General features: G+C 64.6%; 16 protein-coding genes. 7 read left to right on the forward strand and 9 right to left on the reverse strand.

All coding sequences use genetic code 11. The annotated features are described in order from the left end of the window. The first annotated feature begins 101 nt into the window (after positions 1–101). Positions 102–1,244 carry an MFS transporter gene (locus tag IE126_RS10840; RefSeq protein ID WP_189380962.1) on the forward strand — a complete coding sequence of 381 codons (1,143 nt, stop codon included), beginning with the start codon at positions 102–104 and terminating at the stop codon, positions 1,242–1,244. A gap of 3 nt (positions 1,245–1,247) precedes the next feature. Here IE126_RS10840 and IE126_RS10845 read toward each other — a convergent pair whose 3' ends face one another. The 3 genes from IE126_RS10845 to IE126_RS10855 form a co-directional block, all read right to left on the reverse strand. Beyond that, positions 1,248–2,411 carry an alpha-hydroxy acid oxidase gene (locus IE126_RS10845; protein WP_189380963.1) on the reverse strand — a complete coding sequence of 388 codons (1,164 nt, stop codon included), beginning with the start codon at positions 2,409–2,411 and terminating at the stop codon, positions 1,248–1,250. A 64-nt stretch (positions 2,412–2,475) separates the two neighbouring features. Next, entirely contained in the window at positions 2,476–2,799 is a 324-nt protein-coding gene (locus IE126_RS10850) for an antibiotic biosynthesis monooxygenase family protein (protein ID WP_189380964.1), read from the reverse strand. Then, positions 2,796–3,119 (reverse strand): NIPSNAP family protein, encoded by a 324-nt coding sequence (locus tag IE126_RS10855; protein ID WP_189380965.1) that lies wholly within the window; start codon positions 3,117–3,119, stop codon positions 2,796–2,798. The genes IE126_RS10850 and IE126_RS10855 overlap by 4 nt, the downstream gene beginning before the upstream one ends. 82 nt (positions 3,120–3,201) lie before the next feature. Between IE126_RS10855 and IE126_RS10860 the strand changes: the two genes are divergently transcribed. Beyond that, the gene (locus IE126_RS10860) at positions 3,202–3,927 is read left to right on the forward strand and encodes an ArsR/SmtB family transcription factor (protein WP_189380966.1); all 726 of its coding nucleotides are present in this window, start codon (positions 3,202–3,204) and stop codon (positions 3,925–3,927) included. Here the strand turns inward: IE126_RS10860 and trpA are convergent. Continuing rightward, on the reverse strand, positions 3,915–4,706 hold the full coding sequence (gene trpA / locus IE126_RS10865; protein ID WP_054302397.1) for a tryptophan synthase subunit alpha: 792 nt from the start codon (positions 4,704–4,706) through the stop codon (positions 3,915–3,917). The genes IE126_RS10860 and trpA overlap by 13 nt on opposite strands. A gap of 129 nt (positions 4,707–4,835) precedes the next feature. On the opposite strand from trpA, the gene ychF reads away from it, so the two are divergent. Then, the gene (ychF, locus tag IE126_RS10870) at positions 4,836–5,933 is read left to right on the forward strand and encodes a redox-regulated ATPase YchF (protein WP_054302396.1); all 1,098 of its coding nucleotides are present in this window, start codon (positions 4,836–4,838) and stop codon (positions 5,931–5,933) included. Positions 5,934–6,013: 80 nt separating this feature from the next. Here the strand turns inward: ychF and IE126_RS10875 are convergent, their stop codons facing one another. Further along, the gene (locus IE126_RS10875) at positions 6,014–6,721 is read right to left on the reverse strand and encodes a GNAT family N-acetyltransferase (protein WP_229825403.1); all 708 of its coding nucleotides are present in this window, start codon (positions 6,719–6,721) and stop codon (positions 6,014–6,016) included. A 459-nt stretch (positions 6,722–7,180) separates the two neighbouring features. On the opposite strand from IE126_RS10875, the gene IE126_RS10880 reads away from it, so the two are divergent. Further along, the gene (locus IE126_RS10880) at positions 7,181–7,360 is read left to right on the forward strand and encodes a hypothetical protein (RefSeq protein WP_054302395.1); all 180 of its coding nucleotides are present in this window, start codon (positions 7,181–7,183) and stop codon (positions 7,358–7,360) included. A 79-nt stretch (positions 7,361–7,439) separates the two neighbouring features. Then, positions 7,440–7,925, forward strand: a complete 486-nt coding sequence (locus IE126_RS10885) for a cytochrome b (protein ID WP_189380967.1) — start codon at positions 7,440–7,442, stop codon at positions 7,923–7,925. A 6-nt stretch (positions 7,926–7,931) separates the two neighbouring features. Here IE126_RS10885 and IE126_RS10890 read toward each other — a convergent pair whose 3' ends face one another. After that, the gene (locus tag IE126_RS10890) at positions 7,932–8,705 is read right to left on the reverse strand and encodes an alpha/beta fold hydrolase (RefSeq protein ID WP_189380968.1); all 774 of its coding nucleotides are present in this window, start codon (positions 8,703–8,705) and stop codon (positions 7,932–7,934) included. A gap of 122 nt (positions 8,706–8,827) precedes the next feature. Between IE126_RS10890 and IE126_RS10895 the strand changes: the two genes are divergently transcribed. Further along, entirely contained in the window at positions 8,828–9,199 is a 372-nt protein-coding gene (locus tag IE126_RS10895) for a hypothetical protein (RefSeq protein ID WP_108128928.1), read from the forward strand. Here the strand turns inward: IE126_RS10895 and IE126_RS10900 are convergent. Next, positions 9,144–10,040 (reverse strand): DUF817 domain-containing protein, encoded by an 897-nt coding sequence (locus IE126_RS10900; protein WP_189380969.1) that lies wholly within the window; start codon positions 10,038–10,040, stop codon positions 9,144–9,146. The two genes, IE126_RS10895 and IE126_RS10900, sit on opposite strands and share 56 nt — an antisense overlap. A 107-nt stretch (positions 10,041–10,147) precedes the next feature. Then, the gene (gene glyA / locus IE126_RS10905; protein ID WP_108128926.1) at positions 10,148–11,440 is read right to left on the reverse strand and encodes a serine hydroxymethyltransferase; all 1,293 of its coding nucleotides are present in this window, start codon (positions 11,438–11,440) and stop codon (positions 10,148–10,150) included. Positions 11,441–11,645: 205 nt separating this feature from the next. On the opposite strand from glyA, the gene IE126_RS10910 reads away from it, so the two are divergent. Beyond that, positions 11,646–12,401, forward strand: coding sequence for an NAD kinase (locus IE126_RS10910; protein ID WP_189380970.1), 756 nt, complete (start codon positions 11,646–11,648; stop codon positions 12,399–12,401). Positions 12,402–12,492: 91 nt separating this feature from the next. Here the strand turns inward: IE126_RS10910 and prpE are convergent, their stop codons facing one another. After that, positions 12,493–14,385 (reverse strand): propionate-CoA ligase PrpE, encoded by a 1,893-nt coding sequence (prpE, locus tag IE126_RS10915; RefSeq protein WP_189380971.1) that lies wholly within the window; start codon positions 14,383–14,385, stop codon positions 12,493–12,495. Positions 14,386–14,536 lie beyond the last annotated feature (151 nt).

Consider the following 14,536-nt stretch of genomic DNA (forward strand, 5'->3'; position numbering starts at 1 on the left):
TGTCGGGCACGGGCGGGTCGGTGTCGGTGTCGGTGTCGGCGCCGGGCTTGCCGGGGTTGTCCTGTCGGGCTAGCACGGCATCAGGACAGAAGGAACCCCCGATGCTTTCGCCCCGCCTGATCGTCACGGCGCATGCGCCGCTTGCGGCCTTTGCGGCCATGGGCGTGCTGTGGGGCACTTTCGCCGCCGCGCTGCCGGACCTCAAGGCGCAGCTGGATGTGAACGAGGCGCGGCTGGGGCTGTTGTTGCTGCCGACGCCGCTGGCGGCGGTCAGCGCGATGCTGGTCGCGCCGCTTGTCGGTGTGGCTCTGGGCCGGATTGCGCTGCCGGTGGCAGCACTCGCGATGGGGCTGGCCTTCATCCTGCCGGGGCAGGTTCATGTGGCGGCCTTTTTCCCGCTTGCCATGATGTGCGCCGGTGCGGCAACCGGCCTGACCGATGTGCTGATGAACGCCCGTGTCGCCGCGCTGGAGAATGAGCGCGGGCTGCATCTGATGAACCTTTGCCACGCCGCCTATTCCTTCGGCTATGCTGGCGGGGCGCTGGCGACAGGCGTGATGCGCGATGCGGCGCTGCCGCCAGGCGTGGTGATGGCGGTGGCGGGGATCGGTGCTGCACTGATTGCTCTGTTGGCCTTTGAACGGGATGGCGCCATCCACGGTCTTGCCCGCCCGCCAAAGGGGCAGGGCAGCGGGCTGGGCCTCGTGCCGCTGATCGGCGGTGGCATCGTACTGATCGCCTTTCTGACCGAGAACGCGGCCGAAAACTGGTCGGCCCTGCATATCGAGAAAACCTTGGGCGGCAGTCCCGCCGAGGGTGCGATGGGGCCCGCCGCGCTGGCACTGACCATGGGATTTGCGCGGATCGCCGGGCAAGGTCTGGTGGCGCGGCTGAATGCGGGGCGACTGTTGCGCGCGGGGGCGGTGGTTTCCGCCACCGGCGCGCTGGGGGCGGCCTTCGCCACCAGCCCCACGATGGCCTATGCCGGGTTCATCGTCATGGGGATCGGATCGTCGGTCATCGCCCCCACCGCCTTTTCGCTGGTGGGTCGGATGGCGGCACCGGAAGCCCGCGCCCGCGCTGTCGCAAGGGCCACGCTTTACGGCTATTTCGGCTATTTCTTCGGCCCGCCCATGCTAGGCTTTCTGGCGGGCCTGTTCGGGCTGCGCGCGGCCTTCGTCTTCGCCGCTGCAATGCTGATGGCGGTGCTGGTGCTCACCCCGCTGTTGATGCGGCGGGGCTGAGGGTCAGGCCCAGTCGCCTTCAAAATCCTTGGGCACCAGGAGGTTGTGCGGCCCGAGGTTCCTGATGTCCCGCTCGCCACACAGCGCCATTGTGGTGTCCAGTTCCTTGCGGATGACCTCCAGCGCTGTTGTCACGCCGGCTTCGCCCATTGCGCCCAGACCATAGATGTAGCTGCGCCCGATCATCGTGCCATCCGCCCCGAGGGCAAGGGCCTTCAATACGTCCTGACCCGAGCGGATGCCGCTGTCGAGCCAGATTTCGGTCTTCCCCTTCACCGCCCGCACAATGGAGGGCAGCATGCGGATCGACGACAGCGCGCCATCCAGCTGCCGCCCGCCGTGGTTGCTGACGACGATGGCATCAGCCCCGAAATCGGCGGCGCGCTGCGCATCCTCGACATCCAGAACGCCCTTGAGGATCAGCTTGCCGCCCCAGCGGTCACGGATGCGCGCAATTTTCTTCCAGTCCAGTTGCGGATCGAACTGTTCCGCCGTCCAGCTGGACAGCGAGGACAGGTCGCCCACGCCCTTCGCATGACCAACGATATTGCCAAAGCTGCGCCGTCTGGTGCCCAGCATACCAAGGCACCATTCCGGCTTCGTCATCATGTTGAGGATATTCGGGATCGTCAGCTTTGGCGGCGCAGACAATCCGTTTTTCAGATCCTTGTGCCGCTGGCCGAGAATTTGCAGATCCAGCGTCAGAACCAGCGCAGAACAGCCTGCGGCCCTGGCGCGGTCGATCACGCGGTCGACGAAATCCTCGTCCCGCATGACGTAAAGCTGGAACCAGAACGGCGCGGTGGTTTGCGCGGCCACATCCTCGATCGAGCAGATGGACATGGTCGACAACGTGAAGGGCACGCCGAACTTTTCAGCCGCCCGCGCCGCCTTGATCTCGCCATCCGCCGATTGCATGCCGGTGAGCCCGACAGGCGCAAGCGCCACGGGCATGGTCACCGGCGTGCCGATCATCTCGCCCGCGATGCTGCGGTTCGACATGTCGACCGCCACCTTCTGCCGCAGCCGGATCTTTTCGAAATCCGTCACATTCTCGCGGAAGGTCTGTTCGGTATAGCTGCCGGATTCCGCGTAATCGTAGAACATGCGCGGGGTGCGACGGGCATGCAGGCGCTTCAGATCGTCGATGCAGGTGATGACGGGCATGCGAGCCTCCAATATTGGTTAGTTTCCTTTACCAATATCGTAGATTTCGCGCAACTGCTTTCCCTCAGTCCGGTGCTTCGGTGCGGTCATGCAACCCGTAGTCGCGCCGCACCTCGGCCACGCGCAGCCTGTAGGTGGTGAACAGCCCGCTGCGCCCGGCCTGTTGCGCAAGGCGGTGTTCTGCGGTTTCGCGCCAGCCTTGTACTGCCGCCTCGTCCCGAAAGAAGGACAGAGACAAAAGCTTGCCGGGGTCGGAGAGGCTCTGAAACCGCTCCACCCCCAGAAATCCGTCGATCCCGTCCAGCAGCGGCCGCAGATCAGCGGCGCGAGCCATATAAGCGTCCCGCGCGCCGGGGGCGGGGATGACCTCGAACAGGACGGCGATCATGCGCCACACCCGTGCGGGGCTGAGGCCAGCCGCAGGAAGGTGCGATCCTCGCGCAGGATGAACCGCTCTTTCTGGGCGAATTGGTAATTCTCGCGCCCCAGGGGATCAGCCGCCAGCCGCGTGCGGTACGCTTCATATTCAGCCAGAGAGGGGATGTTGTAGATGCCGTAGGCCAGTGTGGAAGACCCTTCATGCGGCGCGAAATAGCCGATCAGATCAGCCCCGCAACGTGGGATCGCCTGTCCCCAGGTGTGGGCATAGGTTTCGAACTGGGCCTTCTTTATCGGGTCGATGTGATAGCGGATGATGCAGGTCAGCATGGGTGACTCCTTTCACATCCGCTTGTGCCCGATTGTGCGAAAGTAATGTTTCGGCCATGATCGAACTGTGGAGGACAGCGTGATGAAAGAAGGCCCGGACCTTGCCCGCATTGCCGCGCTGATCGGTGAACCGGCGCGCGCCAACATCCTGACCGCACTGATGGCGGGGCGCGCGCTGACGGTGACCGAGCTTGCGGCCGAGGCCGGTGTGACGGTGCAGACCGCCTCGGGCCATCTGACGCGGTTGGAGGAAGGCGGGCTGGTGGTGCCCCGCCGGTCGGGCCGTCACAAGTATTTCGCCCTGCGCGGGGGCGAAGTGGCGCGGGTGCTGGAGACTCTGCTTGGCCTTGCTGCCGCGCGCGGCCATCTGCGCAGCCGGCCCGGCCCGCGCGATCCATCGCTGCGCGCGGCGCGGGTATGTTACGATCATATGGCGGGCGAGGCGGGGATACGGCTTTACGACAGCCTGCTGGCGCGTGGTTTCCTTGGTCCGGCGCCCGAGGGGCTGGCCCTGACGGACGCGGGCGCCACCTTTGTGACCAGCTTCGGAATCGACCTTGCAGCCCTGCGGGCCGGACGACGGCGGGTGCTGTGCCGCGATTGTCTGGACTGGAGCGAACGGCGCAGCCATCTGGCCGGGGCCCTGGGCCGTGCGATGCTGGATCACATGCTGGGGCTGGCCTGGCTGCACCGGGTTGAGGGCAGCCGCGCCCTGCGTTTCACCCCCGCCGGGCGCCGCGCCTTCGACGCGGCCTTCCCGCCGGTAGAGGATTGGTTTCCGGAAGGCAGCACCCCTCAGGCGGCGTGAGCGCCCGCTGCGAGCGCGGCAACGGTGCCCAGAATATCGGCCACAGGCTTGCCTGCACCGATCTCCTTCACAATAGCCGATCCCACGACGCAGCCATCCGCGATGCCTGCGATGGCCTGCGCATTGTCGGGGGTCGAGATGCCGAAGCCCACAATGACCGGCAGATCGGTCGCAGCCTTGATCCGTGCGACCTCGGGCGCCACATCAGCGGCCTGAGCGGCGGCCGCGCCGGTGATCCCGGTGATCGAGACATAATAGACGAAACCGCTGGTGTTCTGTAGTACCGTCGGCAGGCGGCGGTCATCGGTGGTGGGCGTAGCCAGCCGGATGAAGTTAAGCCCGGCGGCCTGTGCGGGCAGGCACAGCTCGCTGTCTTCCTCCGGCGGCAGATCGACCACGATCAGCCCGTCGATGCCCGCCTCTTTCGCCTCGGCCAGAAAACGGTCGACGCCGCGCGAATAGATCGGGTTGTAGTAGCCCATGAGCACGATGGGCGTCGTCTGATCGCCCGCGCGGAAATCGCGCACCATGTCCAGAACCTTGTCCATCGTCATGCCGCCATCCAGCGCACGCTGCCCGGCAAGCTGCACCGTCGGGCCATCGGCCATCGGATCGGTGAAGGGCATCCCCAGCTCGATCACATCGACCCCGGCGCCCGGCAGGCCCTTCATCACCTCAAGCGAGGTTTCCGCATTCGGATCACCCCCCATGATATAGGCGACGAAGGCCTTTTTGCCCTCGGCCTTCAGGGCGGCGAACTTGGCGTCGATCCGGGTCATGGCGGTCCTCTTCTGCACTCTGGTCCGATGTGCCGCGAAGCGGGGCAGAAATCAATGGGGCTTGGGCCGGCGCTTGCGATTCCGCCGTGCAGGCCCTAAGAGCGGGCGAAGTTTCGAAAGGGGATCGCCATGGGCTTCAGGATGGGCATTGTCGGGCTGCCGAATGTGGGCAAGTCCACGCTCTTCAACGCGCTGACGCGCACCGCTGCCGCGCAGGCCGCGAACTTCCCCTTCTGCACCATCGAGCCGAATGTGGGTGAGGTGGCGGTGCCCGATCCGCGGCTGGACAAGCTGGCTGCCATTGCCGGGTCGAAGCAGATCATCCCGACGCGGATGACCTTCGTTGATATTGCCGGTCTGGTGCGCGGTGCGTCGAAAGGCGAGGGGCTGGGCAACCAGTTTCTTGCCAATATCCGTGAATGCGACGCCATCGCCCATGTGCTGCGCTGCTTTGAAGACGGCGACATCACCCATGTCGAAGGCCGGATCGACCCGGTGGCCGATGCCGAGACCATCGAGACCGAGCTGATGCTGGCCGATCTGGAATCCATCGAACGCCGCCGTGCCAACCTTGCCCGCAAGCTGAAGGGTGGCGACAAGGAATCTGCCGATCAGGACAGGCTGCTCGCGCTGGCACAGGTCGCGCTGAATGATGGCAAGCCCGCGCGCAGCGTGCAGGTCGCGGCGGATGATCTGAAGCAATGGCGGATGCTGCAACTTCTGACGGCGAAGCCGGTGCTTTACGTCTGCAACGTCGAAGAATCGAAAGCGGCCGAGGGCAACAGCCAGTCGGCGCGGGTGGCCGAGATGGCGGCGAAGATCGGTGCCGCCTCGGTGGTGATTTCCGCGAAGATCGAGGAAGAGATCAGCCAGTTGCCCGAGGACGAGGCGGCGATGTTCCTTGAGGAAATGGGCCTGCACGAGGCGGGGCTGGATCGGCTGATCCGCGCGGGTTATCAACTGCTTGGCCTGCAAACCTATTTCACCGTCGGACCTAAGGAGGCCCGCGCCTGGACGATCACCAAGGGCACTCTGGCCCCGGCGGCGGCAGGTGTGATCCATGGTGACTTCGAAAAGGGCTTCATCCGCGCCGAAACCGTGGCCTATGACGATTACATCGCGGGCAAGGGAGAAGCCGGGGCCAAGGAGGCGGGCAAGTTCCGCGTCGAAGGCAAGACCTATGAGGTTCAGGACGGCGACGTGCTGCACTTCCTGTTCAACGGCTGATCTGCCGCCGGAATGTATGAAAATCAAAAGGGCTGCCGGTTTCCGGTGGTCCTTTTTCTTTGAAATGTCTGATTTCGCTATCAGGCCCTGCTCAGCAGATAACGGCGCGTCGTGCTGTCAAAGCCGGTGATACGCAGACCTGCGGCAAAGGCGGTCTGCATCTGTGCGCGGTTTTCCAGTCGCAGCGCTTGAGCCATTTCGGGGGCGTGGATCATCATGTCACCGAAATCGGCCGGGATCTCTATTTCCTCTGCCACCCGGTCCGGGGGCAGTGGCTGCCCGGCCGCTGCGGCGACCACGCGGGGGCTTTGCAGGTGCCAGTCGGCCATCAGACGGTCGGAGGGAGCACCCTTGTTGATCCCCTCCATCTCGCCGTAATAATTCGGCAGATAGGTTTGCGATGAGGCGCCCAGTCGGTGAATGTTCAGCGCGGCATTGGCAAGCCGCAGCGGATCGTAGGTCCAGCGAACATGTGTGATGCCGCGCGCCAGACACCAGTCGCGCTGATACCATTTCAACCGCAGACTGAGGCCCAGACCGCGGGCCCGCGCCAGAACGGCGAGCCGGTGCGAATGCTGCACCCCCGGTGTGACGGTCGGAAAGCCGAAGACATAGCCGAGGAGCGTGTCATCCTCGAAGGCGCCAGCCACCAGCCCGCCTTCGTGCTGAATGACCATCATCAGGTCGGCCGGGTCTTCTCTGTCTCCTTCGCCCCAGACCTGACGTTGCAGGTCTTCCGCCGCGCGGAATTCGGTCATGCCGGAGAGATCACGCAATTCGATGGTCACGGGCGGAACTCCCTGGGGTGGCGGAGACAGAGCTGAGAAGGTTGTTCTCCAGCCCACTGTCGCAGTGAACTGGCGCGTCGAAGGTTGCAATTAGGTCGTGTGGGCCGCCTCCGGCGCAGAATTGTTCGATCTGATCAAGCGCAAGGGCGGGGGTCTGTGAAAACAGCGCCTTGTCGGCCAGCCAACAGCAGGAATTTGTATTGCAGGCCATGACGCTTTTGCAATGAGCGACGGCTGTTACAGCGCGCAATGCGGCACGATGGAGGGGCATAGGCTTTGGCGCACTCGGGTTCCGGACGTGTGCAGTCTTCGGGCTGGCGGGTCGGGTCGTCAAGCACCGCGACGCTTTGCCACCCTTTTCTGCGCGGCCGCAGAGACGGCGGTTGATGCGGATCAAGGTGCACCTCGCGTCGGTGTGATCGGGTGAGGCCGAACGCGCCGGATGACAAGAGGCCAGCAATGAACCGTCTGATGATGATTATCTTCTCCATGGCGTCGACCTCGCTCATGGGGGTCGGGATCGTCGCCGCCCTGACCATGGGCATGGTGACGTTGAAAGCCATTCTGGTGGCCGCCGCAGTGGGCTTTGTCGCGGCCATTCCGGTGAGTTGGTTCGTCGCTCGCCAGATCACGGGCTGACGGGCGACGGAAGTCTTGTATCGTCGCGTAGAAGTCAACGAAGACCACGCCGGTGCGTGGCCAGCAACGGGAGCTTCACATGCCCAAGGGCTATTCCCGCAGCCAGATTGTGCTGCATTGGTTGACGGTGGTTCTTGTCGCCTGGCAGTTCATCGGCAATGACGCGATTTCCGCCGCATGGCGCAGCCTGCGTCAGGGGGGAAGCCCGGCCTTTGATCCGCTGGTCGCGGGCCATGTGGCGGGGGGGATTGCCGTGCTGGTGCTGGCTTTGTGGCGGATCGGCCTGCAAGGCCGCCGCGGGGCGCCTGCGCCGGCAGAGGGCGGCCCCGCCATTCTGCGCCCGCTTTCGAAGCTGGCCCATGCAGGTCTTTATCTGGCGATGATTGCCCTCGCCGTGACGGGAGGTATGGCGTGGTTCGGTGGCATTTCGGTAGCGGCCGAAGCGCATGAGGTGCTGAAGGCGGTGCTTCTGGCGCTGATCGGCCTGCATGTGGCCGGTGCGCTCTGGCATCAATTCGTGCTGCGGGACGGGCTGATGCGGCGTATGGCCCGTCCGGTGGACTAGGCGCATTCAGGCGTCGAGGAACACTTTCAGAGTCTGCTCGAACTCGCGCGGTTTGTCGGCATGAAGCCAGTGCCCGGCACCTGGCAGTTTGGCGAAATGCGCATTGGGAAACAGTGCGCGGATCGCCGGGCGGTATTCCGGCTTCACATAATGGCTGTCGCCGCCGGTCAGGAACAGGGTCGGCCCGTCGAACTGCCCGGCCGGATCGGGCCAGCCGACGATCTTGGGCATTTCAACCTCCAGCACGTCAAGGTTCAGCCGCCAGCGCGGCCCGCCCTCCGCTTTCAGGTCCAGCGATTGGAGGAAGAAGGCGCGCAGGGGGGCCTCGGGTACGGTTTCCGCAAGCCTGCGGTCGGCCTCACCGCGCGTGGTCAGGCCCGCCAGATCGAGCCCGCGCATCGCGGTGATGTATTGCGTCTGGTCATGGGCATAGGGCACCGGCGCCACATCGGCGACGACCAGCCGCCGCACAAGGCCGGGATGATTCAGCGCCAGCATCATCGACGCCTTGCCCCCCATCGAATGCCCGATCACATCGGCCTGCCCGCCATGGGCGCCGATCACCTCGGCCAGATCGGCAGCCATGTCGGGATAGCTGTGGGTCGGAAAGCGGGGGCTTTCGCCGTGATTGCGCATGTCGACCGCCAACACATCGCGCCGCTCTGACAGGCGGCGGGCGATGACGTTCCAGTTCCGTGCCGAGCCGTAGAGCCCGTGCACGATCAGGATGGGGGGCAGGTCCGATGCGGTGGTGGCGGGATAATGGATCGTGTTCAGCATGGCACAGAAGTAACCGAGCCTTTCCGCGACTGCCAGAGCGGTTGATGCCTTCCGCGTGCAAGCGTAGTCTGCCGCGCAAGGGCGGTGGCAGACCGCCGGGCAGCGGCGGGCAGGACACGAAGATGGGCGCGATTACCATTCAGCAGATGGCGGACCGGGTTGCGGGGCTGATGGAGGAGCGGCTGCGCATCAAGGGTGCGGGGCTGGCCGAAAAGCTGTCGCGGGGGGGAAGGCGGCTGCCGCGCAAAGTGCGGGCCGCGGCAGAGCGGCTGGCCGAGGCGGCGCATATGTCGCAAAACCCGAAGCTTCTGTTGCAGGTGGATGAGGGCGAGGTGGCCGAAGCCTATGACATCTGTCTGCGTCACCTGTCACCTCTGGGCTCCGCCGGTCGGCGCAAAGGCCTGCTGATTTCGGTCGTGGCGCAGGTGGTCTTCGGCCTTATTGTCGTGGCCGGGCTGGCTGTACTTGTGCTGAAGCTGCGCGGGCTGATGTGACGGGCAAGGGCTGCCGATGCAGCGCCGCGCGGCTGACCAGTGTGACGGTGACGAACGAGACGTAAAGCAGCAGATACCACGACCCCAGCTTGGCGAAACTGACGACCTGTCCGGCGACCTGACCGGAGTAGAGCCAGGTTCCCGTTGCCGTGCCGATATTCTCGGCCAGCCAGAGCGCGAAGCTGGAGAGGAATGCCGCAACCGGCAGCGGCATCCACCAGTCCCGGTCAGAGATGCGGAACCAGATCCGCGTGCGGGCGAACAGCAGCACTGATCCTGCGAAAAGTGCGACCCGGATGTCCGGCAGGAAGTGATGGGCGAAGAAATTCACATAGATGGCCTGCGCGAACACCACGGTCAGCCAGAACGGCGGGTAGGGTGCAAAGCGCATGTCGAACAGCCGGATGACCCGCGCCATGTAGCTGCCGACACTGGCATACATGAAGCCGGAAAACAGCGGCACGCCCCAGAGCTTGAACAGGCCCGGTTCCGGGTAGGACCATGATCCGGCGCCGACCTTGAACCATTCCATCGCGGTGCCTGTCAGGTGGAACATCAGGATGACACGGGCTTCTTCCCATGTCTCCAGCCCTTTCCACAGAAAGACGACCTGCGTGGCGATGGCAAACAGGAACAGCGCATCGTAGCGATGCACAGGCCATTCTGGTGACCAGATCAGGCGGGTGGCGAGAATGGCGATCAGCAGCAGGCCGCCAAACAGGCAGGCCCAGCCCTGCTTCAGTATGAACATCACCAGTTCGGCGAGACCATAGGGCAGACGCGCCCGCGCCCAGTCGCCAAGACGGCGTTCCAGCCGGGTGCTGTGCGGGGCATGGGGCATAGAAATTGCTCTGAGGACGTGGGCGCAGAGGCAAAAGCGTTCAGAAAACTTTTGCAAATGTCTTTGCAGGAAATTTGGGGCCCCGGAGTGCCGGGGCCCCGTGCCGGTCAGAGACCGGGGTAGAGCGGGAAGCGGGCACAGAGGCCGGCGACCTTGGCGCGCACGGCGGCTTCGACCTCGCCATTGCCATCCTCGCCATTGGCGGCCAGGCCATCGACCACTTCGACGATCCAGTCGGCGATCAGGCGGAATTCGGCCTCGCCGAAGCCGCGGGTGGTGCCTGCCGGGGTGCCCAGACGCACGCCTGAGGTCACCGTCGGCTTTTCAGGGTCGAAGGGGATGCCGTTCTTGTTGCAGGTGATATGGGCACGACCCAGCGCTTTTTCGGTCGCATTGCCCTTCACGCCTTTCGGGCGCAGGTCCACCAGCATGACGTGGGTGTCGGTGCCGCCGGTCACGATGTCCAGCCCGCCCTTCATCAGCTGGTCGGCCAGCGCCTGCGCATTGACCACCACCTGTGCGGCATAGGCCTTGAACTCGGGCCGCAGCGCCTCGCCGAAGGCCACCGCCTTGGCGGCGATGACATGCATCAGCGGGCCGCCCTGGATGCCCGGGAAGATGGCCGAATTGACCTTCTTGGCGATATCCTCGTTGTTCGTCAGGATCATGCCGCCACGCGGGCCGCGCAGGGTCTTGTGCGTGGTGGTGGTCGCCACATCGGCATAGGGGAAGGGCGAGGGGTGCTGACCGCCAGCCACGAGGCCCGCGAAATGCGCCATGTCGACCATCAGGAAGGCGCCAACCTTGTCGGCGATGGCGCGGAAACGGGCGAAGTCGATCTGCCGCGGCACGGCCGAACCGCCGGCGATGATGAGCTTCGGCTGATGCTCGTCGGCCAGGCGCTCGACCTCGTCATAGTCGATGCGGCTGTCCTGCTGGCGCACGCCATATTGCACGGCGTTGAACCATTTGCCCGACTGGTTCGGCGCGGCGCCGTGGGTCAGGTGACCGCCCGAGGCCAGGTTCATGCCCAGAATGGTGTCGCCCGGTTTCAGCAGCGCGTTGAACACGCCCTGGTTGGCCTGCGAGCCGGAATTGGGCTGGACGTTGGCGAAGGTGCAGCCGAACAGCTTGCAGGCGCGCTCGATGGCGAGGTTTTCCGCCACGTCGACGAACTGGCAGCCGCCGTAGTAGCGCTTGCCCGGATAGCCCTCGGCATATTTGTTGGTCATCACCGAGCCCTGCGCCTCCATCACGGCACGGCTGACGATGTTTTCCGACGCGATCAGCTCGATCTCGTCCCGCTGGCGGCCGAGTTCGTCAGTGATCGAGCCGAACAGCTCGGGGTCGCGGGAGGCGAGGGTTTCGGTGAAGAAACCGGGATCGCGGATGTCGGTCATGGGCGTCTCCTGTCAAGGAAGGGCGGATTCGCGGTCATTTAGACCATGCCCCAAGCGACAGGGAAGGGTAGAAACCGACATGGACCCGAATTCAAACGAACAGAATGTCGCCTATCGGAAACTTTTCCGTCGCGCTGCGCCGCAGAGACTTGAGTTTGCTCCCGCCGCCCCGCAAGACTGACGGCAGGGATCGAGGAAGGATGCCATGCGGATCAATTTCCGGGCCAGCACAAGCGCTTCGGCGCTGTCCGCCTATACGGCGCTGAGCGACCGCTATGACGATGCGCCGATCCGGTCGGCAGATGTCATCGTGGCATTGGGGGGCGACGGCTTCATGTTGCAGACCCTGCACGAGACGCAGAGCCTTGGCCTGCCGGTCTATGGCATGAATTGCGGCACCATCGGCTTTCTGATGAATTCTTATTCCGAAGAGGCGCTGGAAGAGCGTTTGCGCGCGGCGGAAGAGACGGTGATCAATCCGCTGGCCATGCAAGCCGTCACCGCCTCGGGGCGGGAGCATCATGCGCTGGCGATCAATGAGGTGAGCCTGCTGCGCGCGGGGCCGCAGGCCGCCAAGCTGAGGATCAGCGTGGATGGACGCGAGCGGATGGCCGAACTGGTCTGCGACGGGGCGCTGGTCTGCACACCCGCGGGATCGACCGCCTATAATTACTCGGCACATGGACCGATCCTGCCGATCGGCGCCGATGTTCTGGCGCTGACCGCGATGGCAGCCTTCCGGCCCCGCCGCTGGCGCGGGGCGTTGCTGCCGAAGACGGCCGTGGTGCGGTTCGACGTGCTGGAGGCGGCGAAGCGGCCGGTCATGGCCGATGCTGACAGCCGGTCGTTCCGCGATGTGCTGAGTGTGGAGATCCGGTCGGAGCCGAGCGTCTGTCACCGGCTGCTGTTCGATCCGGGGCACGGGCTGGAAGAGCGGCTGACGCATGAGCAGTTCATGTGAAACGGCGGCACTTCTGGCCGCCGTTGCATGAGTATTTTTGCAAGAAGCAAAGGGCAGGGCGCGCGCCCCGTGGCAGGGACGCGGCTATGGGTCAGCCTTTGGCGAGGCCGAGGCTTTGCAGGGCGAGCCTGATCTCGTCGAGGATCGCCGGGTCGTCGATGGTCGCGGGCATCTTGTAATCTTCATTATCCGCGATCTTGACCATGGTGCCGCGCAGGATCTTGCCTGAGCGGGTTTTGGGCAGGCGATCCACCACGACGGCGCGTTTGAAATCGGCCACCGGGCCGATACGGTCGCGCATCAGCTTGATGCAGCCTTTGACCACCTCGTCATGCGGGGTGTTGGCGCCTTTCTTGAGGCAGAGGAAGCCGAGCGGCGACTGCCCTTTCAGCGTGTCGCTGACCCCGATGACCGCGCATTCGGCGACATCCGGATGCGAGGCGAGTACCTCTTCCATGGCGCCGGTCGAGAGGCGGTGGCCCGCGACGTTGATCACGTCATCGGTGCGCGCCATGATGTAGAGATAGCCGTCCTCGTCGACATAGCCCGCATCGCCGGTTTCATAATAGCCGGGGAAATGGCTGAGATAGCTTTTCCGGAAGCGGTCATCGGCGTTCCACAGCGTCGGCAGGGTGCCGGGGGGCAGCGGCAGTTTCACCGCGATGGCGCCGAGCGTGCCTGCGGAGACCGGGTGGCCGCCCTCGTCCAGCACCTGCACATCATAGCCCGGCATCGGCACCGAGGGCGAGCCAAGCTTGACGGGAAGTTCCTCGATCCCCAGTGGGTTGGCGGCGATGGCCCAGCCGGTTTCGGTTTGCCACCAGTGGTCGATCACCGGCACGCCGAGGTGCTTTTGCGCCCATTGGATCGTGTCGGGGTCGGCGCGTTCACCGGCAAGGTAGAGGGCCTTGAGGTGCTTGAGGTTATATTCGCCGATGAATTCTCCTTCGGGGTCATCGCGGCGGATCGCGCGGAGCGCGGTGGGGGCGGTGAAGAAGCTTTTCACCTTGTTTTCGCTGATGACGCGCCAGAAGGTGCCCGCGTCGGGGGTGCCCACGGGCTTGCCCTCGAACACGATGGTGGTGCAACCGGCGATCAGCGGTCCGTAACAGATATAGCTGTGCCCCACGACCCAGCCCACATCCGAGGCGGCCCAGAACACGTCGCCCACGCCCACGTCATAGACGGCGCGCATCGTCCAGTTCAGCGCGACCAGATGGCCTGCGGTGGGGCGCACCACACCCTTGGGCTGGCCGGTCGTGCCGGAGGTGTAAAGGATATAGGCCGGGTGATCGCCCTCGACCGGCACGCATTCGGCGGGTTCGACGCCGAACTGGAAGGTGTGCCAGGCGACATCGCGGCCTTCGACCAGTTTGGCGACCTCTTGCTCGCGCTGGAAGATCACGCAGAAATCCGGCTTGTGCGTGGCCAGTTCGATGGCGCCGTCGAGCAACGGCTTGTAATGCACGATGCGGTTCGGCTCGATCCCGCAGCTTGCCGCGATGATCGCCCTGGGCTTGCAATCGTCGATCCGCACGGCAAGCTCATTGGCGGCAAACCCGCCGAACACGACCGAATGGATGGCGCCGAGACGGGCACAGGCCAGCATCGCCTCCAGCGCCTCGGGGATCATCGGCATGTAAATGATGACACGGTCGCCCTTTTCCACGCCCTTGGCGCGCAGGGCGCCAGCGAGGCTGGCGACGCGGGTTTGCAGCTCCTTGTAGGTGATACCCTTGCGCAGGTGGGTGACGGGGCTGTCATGGATGATGGCCAGCTGGTTGCCGCGACCGGCGAGGACGTGGCGGTCCACCGCATTCCAGCAGGTGTTGACCTGCGCATCGGTGAACCATTCGTAGAGGGGGGCGCGGTCGGCATTCAGGGCGCGCGACGGCGGTTTCACCCAGTCGATCGCCCCGGCGGCCTTCATCCAGAAGCCTTCCGGGTCTGCCTTCCAGCTTTGGTAGATTTCCCTGTATGCCATGGTATGCACCCTCCTCCGGTTTGACGGATTGTTACGCGACGACCGGGTATTGCCGCAACGGTGTTACCGATCACGTCGGGGCGCAGGGGCAGAAAATTTGCAGAATTATGCTGTTTGCGGACGGCAAATTTATGCAAAGTCGCACGTTATG

Origin of the sequence: Gemmobacter nanjingensis, from assembly GCF_014652195.1 — a bacterium.
Taxonomy (GTDB): Bacteria; Pseudomonadota; Alphaproteobacteria; order Rhodobacterales; family Rhodobacteraceae; genus Gemmobacter; species Gemmobacter caeni.